Genomic DNA, 4225 nt, shown 5'->3' on the forward strand with positions numbered 1-4225 from the left:
ACCAACCAGAACACCACCGGCGACACCGAGAACGAACGCCGAGCCGCCGGACAACACCAGCAAGACCCCAAAACCGCCGAGCGGTCGACAACCCAGGACCGAGCCCCACCGGCGCGCGACGGTGACACCAACCGTTCGACGCAGGACACCCGCGCGCAGGCCGTGACCGACCAGCGCGCACCCCAGACCAACAACCGGACCACCCCGGTCCAGACGGTGGCCGCCAAGACCACCACCGGCAAGCCCGGCGCAACCGCGACGGAAGACCGCGATGCCGTCCGTGCCGACGGCGTCGATGGCGTCGATGGCTCGGACACCCGGCGCCTGCCCGGCCTCCGCGGCGGGACCCAGGGCTCCGGCGGCACCACCGACGGCACCACCAGGAACGTCACCGGAGGCGACCGCCAGACACCGGGCGCCCCCTGCGGCAACGACTGCGGCGGCAAACCCGGCCCGGCCACACCGGCCCCCGGCCCGTCCAGCGTGGGCAACGCCCAGGGCGGCACCGGCCACGGCCCGGGCGCCGCGACCACCAACGACAACGAGCTGAACAAGGGCAAGCCCGAGACCCAACTGGCCGCCAGCCGTACCCAGCAGATCCCGGTCAACTCCAAGGACTCGCCGCAACAAGGCCGCGCCCCACCGGAGCGGGGACTCGACCGTCAGCCCACCGTCGGCACGCCCAAGCTCGACGGTGCGGCCACCACGTCGCCGTTCCGTGGCTTCCGCTCACCAGGCGGGACCAGGAAACCGGGAGGGTTGTCCGGAGCGGGGATGATCGGCGTCCGCCCCCTCGGCGACGGGTCGGGGCTGGACCCTCAGACGCTCGGGAACCGCCTCAAGCCCACACCGCCGGCCACCGGGACCGCGGGAGCCGCAGCCCCCGGACCGGGGTTCGACCAACGCGTCGAGAAGCTCAAGACCCAGCTGGGCCAGCCGCCCGCCGGCGCTCCTCAGAACCAGGGCGGCGCGAAGAAGTCGGACACCACACCGCAGACCCAGGTGGTCAACGTCTCGGTCAAGCGGCCGCTCAAGTCGGACGACACGCCGGGACGAGACGGCGGATCGCCGCGGATCTACAGCGAGGACGATCCGAGTTCGCCCACGGGCAAGACCACCCACATCTACGGCGGCAAGACGAAGCTCGACTGCCCGGGTGGATGCAAGCTCGATGTGGAGTCGGGTTCGGCCGAGAGCCCTGTCAACAAGGGCGGGATCCCCGGCCTGGGTGGGTTCGGTTCCGAGCCCTCGTCGCCGCACAAGGTGGACCCAGACGGCACCCAGCACTACGAGGCCGCCCCCGGGGAGAAGGTCGTCGTCCACGGGCCGACGAAGGTCACCGCGAACGGCAAGAACATCGACCTCAGCGGCGGCCCGGGCGACCGGCGAGACATCGAGATCAACGGCACGAACAACTCGGTCGCCCTCGGCAACGGCAACGGCAACAAGGTGAAGTCGACCGGAGGCCAGAACAAGGTCGAGCTTGGCGACGGCGACGGAAACGATGTCTCCGCCGGCGACGGCGACGGGAACACCATCACCGTCGGCGACGGTCACGGGAACCGTTCCACCGTCGGGAACGGGAGCAACAACAAGGTCCGAGGCGGCCAGGGGAACGGGAACACCGTCTCGGCCGGATCCGGCAACTCCAACGACGTGTTCACCAATGACGGCAACGGCAACACGGCCACCGTTGGTGACGGCGACGACAACGTCGCATCCGTCGGTCACGGCAACGGCAACGTCGTCTCGGCCGGGAACGGCAACCGCAACGTGATCGCCGTCGGTGACGGCGACGACAACAAGCTCTCGATCGGCGACGGCAACGGCAACTCGGTCACCCGCGGTTCCGGCGCCCGCAACGAGGTGACCTTCGGGAAGGGGAACCGCAACAAGGTCGAGGCGTACGAGGGCGATCACAACACCGTGTCCTTCGGCAATGGCAGTGGCAACACCGCGACGTTCGGCGACGGCAGCCACAACCGCGCCTACTTCGGCGAAGGTGACCACAACGCGCCGAAGTTCGGGAACGGCGACGACAACATCGCGGCCACCGGTGGGGGCGACAGCAACGTCCTCACCGCCGGCAACGGCAACGGCAACAAGCTGACCGCCGGCCCCGGCTACAACAACACGGTCACCATCGGCGACGGGAACGACAACTCGGCGATCGCCGGGCCTGGCCTGGGCAACAAGGCCACGACCGGAGCGGGCGTCAACAACCAGTCGCTCTCTCCGGAGGACACCCCGCAGCAGCGCCTCGCGCCGGTCGTCAACAACCCCGACGCGCTCAAGGTCCTCGTGCCCAGCTACGACAAGAGCCGGTCCCCGACCAACGACGAGCTGGCGCAAGCCGCGAAAACGCTCGGTGAGACGCGGTTGAGCGTCGCCCAGGGCAAGGTCGTCGGAAGCCCCGAAGAACAGGACGCCGCGAACAATCTCGTCGCCCGCATGAAGGCGCTCGACCAGAGGATCCGGGACTACAACGCCAACGGCGGCTCCGCGGACGAGCGCAAGGCCCTGGTAGACGAGGGCAACGCCGTCCAGGCCGAGAGCCTCAAGATGCAACGCGGCGCAGTGGACAGATACAACGACGCCCTCTCGTTCTGGCGAGACCAGAGCACCAAGGACACGGAGTTCGGCCGGAGCATGCGGGGCAAGACGCCCGAACAGGTCAACGACGTGATCAGCGGGCTCGCGCAGCACGGCAAGCCCGACGTCACCACCGCCGAAGGGGCAGCGACCGCCGCGACCGGCCTCAAACCCGCGCCTCCCGGCACGATCCAGGCCAACGACCGCGAAGAAGCGCTCAGTCGGTGGGCCGGGTACTCGGGTGAAAAGCCCGTCGGGTACGACGAGTTGGCGCGGAACCTCTCCCCGGCCGAGCGCGCCAAGCTCGACCAGATGATCGACGCACACAAGCCCAGTGGGGACACCGACCTGGCGCACAAGATGGGTCCGGAGCTGGCCAAATTCATGACCGACCATCCAGTTTTCGGATTCGGTTCGCCCGGGAGCTTCTTCGACAACTTCGACAAAGAAGCGGTCGGGATCGCGAGGGATCTGCCCGAGGGGCTGGTCAGGCAGATACACGGCGCGGGGAAGGAGTTCGTGTCGGACTTCTCCCCGGTCTGGGACATGATGAGCGGACGTGGCCTGGGAGATCCGACCAGGCTGAGGGACGCGGAGGGGACCAACCATGAGACCCCGGACGAGCAGTGGGCCCGGGAGCATCCGTTCACGAACGGGTTCAAGGAGTCGCTGAACCACACCGGCGCGCGCTTCGGCCCCCTGGTCTCCCCGGCCTGGGGAGCGTTGCGGAAAATGAGCTCCCTGCATGACGCGAGCCCCGAGCTCGCCACGCTCAAGGATCGCTGGGATGGTCTGTTATCCGGGAGAGACGGCGGGAAGCTTGGCAATGACTACTTCCACCATCCGATACAGAGCGCGCTAGAGGACTCCCTTCCGCTCACAGTGCTGAGTCCGCTCGGGGGCGGTCTGCGTTCGGGTGCCGCGCGCGCGGGCGTGGCCGCCAAGACGTCCAGGGCGTTGAGCGAAGGCGCGGCCCGGGTTCGAGCGGGCAGACCGCTCGGAGGCTCGCTGGAGAGAAGTCTGCTCGGGGAAGGCGGCCGGTTCGGCACCGACCTGGAGCGAGCGGCCTGGATGGAAAACGCCGCGATGAACTTCGGTCGGCACGCCGGCGGACTGGACGCGAAGGCGGCGGTGAACCGGGTACGGGCCAACGAGCTGCGATCCCAGGCAGCGGCGCCGAAGAACCCCGCCGCCAGAACCCCGTCGGCGGCCAGCGCGGCTGCCCAGGCACGGCAACTGGACCGCACGGCCGGCCGCCAGGAAGCGCTCGCCAAGACGGGCCGAGGGATGCGCACCGCCGCGGGCCATGCCCTCCAGACGCCGCTGCGCATCGTGAACGCGCCCTACCGCGCGCTCGGCATCGCGACGTTCGGATCCGCCCGCGTCGCCTCGGCGGCCACCGGCGCCGGGCTGCGGCAGATGAGCAGGCTGCCGGCCAAGGGCACCGGTCGGCTGGCCGCCGGCACGACGAGCGCTCTGGTCAACGTCGGCCGTGGTCTGGAGTTGTACGGCAGGTACGGGCGGGCGGGGTCGGCTCGATATCGCGCCGAGGTGCGCGCCGCGCAGACCTCACTGGGCGTCGGGCGGGGCGCCTCAGCCGCGGAGATCAAGGCCGCGCGGAACGCGGCGATCG

General features: G+C 69.7%; 1 protein-coding gene. It reads left to right on the forward strand.

What is annotated here, in order from left to right:
• Window positions 1-4225, forward strand: a 4225-nt coding sequence (locus N912_RS64920) for a calcium-binding protein (protein ID WP_051581825.1), incomplete at both ends; no start/stop codon positions are given.

The sequence above is a fragment of the Actinospineispora acaciae DSM 45401 genome, from assembly GCF_000620785.1.
Classification (GTDB): domain Bacteria; phylum Actinomycetota; class Actinomycetes; order Mycobacteriales; family Pseudonocardiaceae; genus Pseudonocardia; species Pseudonocardia acaciae.